Consider the following 526-nt stretch of genomic DNA (forward strand, 5'->3'; position numbering starts at 1 on the left):
AGTTCGAAATACTTGCGATGGACACTCGCTGGGGCGTTGGCTGCGACTCGGCCAAAAACCAGCTTGCGCCACTTATCGGACATCCAGTCCAGTGCCAATGCAGGTAGCGCACCTTCTGCTGCTGGCAGTTGTTCCTTGTGGCTGGAGCGATGCTTTTGGATGATGGCGATCGCCGCCAGCAGGCTCTGATCCTGGGAGCTGGATTTCAGGCTGAGCGCTTCGAGGCACTTGAAGAGCAGGCTGCGCTTGCCAACATACCCGATCAGCATGAATGGATAATAGTTATTGCCAGCATACGCCATGTGCTCGTCGCATTCAGTAATCCATGCCGCCAGATCCCCGTCGAGGGATTGCTCGACCCGGGCGACGCGATCCTCTTCGCTGGCCTCTTCGCTCAGGACGGTCAGCACTTCGCGGAACTGTCCGATCAAACGCTCAATCTGTTCGGCGTGCTGCAGGTGATATTGCCGCAACCGTTCCTCGGCGCCGTTATGCAAGATGCGGATGGTCTTGATGAAGATTTCGG

At 57.0% G+C, this 526-nt stretch carries 1 pseudogene; it reads right to left on the reverse strand.

What is annotated here, in order from left to right:
- Positions 1-526 (reverse strand): annotated as a pseudogene (locus ASN89_RS29130) (Tn3 family transposase); the annotation flags it as partial.

It is taken from the genome of Janthinobacterium sp. Ant5-2-1 (genome assembly GCF_001445815.1).
In the GTDB taxonomy this organism is placed as follows: Bacteria; Pseudomonadota; Gammaproteobacteria; order Burkholderiales; family Burkholderiaceae_D; genus Janthinobacterium; species Janthinobacterium lividum_E.